The 214-nt window shown below is 33.6% G+C and carries 1 protein-coding gene; it reads left to right on the top strand.

What is annotated here, in order from left to right; genetic code table 11:
* The coding region (locus JIV24_RS22565; RefSeq protein ID WP_234445936.1) for a hypothetical protein at positions 1-214 on the top strand (214 nt) is incomplete at both ends.

Genomic DNA, 214 nt, shown 5'->3' with positions numbered 1-214 from the left:
CATCAAGATTTTAAAAAAAAAGTTAGAAATGGATCAACAACGAAGCAAGAAGTTGAATCGTTATCCAGGGAATTCAAAGTGAGTATTAATCGTACTATAAAAACATTAGGTGTTGCCAAATCAAGCATTTATTATAAGCCTGTAGTATACCCAAAGCGGACGAGCCCGAAACGTAAAATCATAGACGAGCAGACGAAAGGATATATTAAAATAA

Origin of the sequence: Carboxylicivirga marina (assembly GCF_016612505.1) — a bacterium.
GTDB lineage: Bacteria > Bacteroidota > Bacteroidia > Bacteroidales > Marinilabiliaceae > Carboxylicivirga > Carboxylicivirga marina.
The sequence above is the reverse complement of the archived record's forward strand: the minus strand, read 5'-3'. Positions and strand labels throughout refer to the sequence as shown.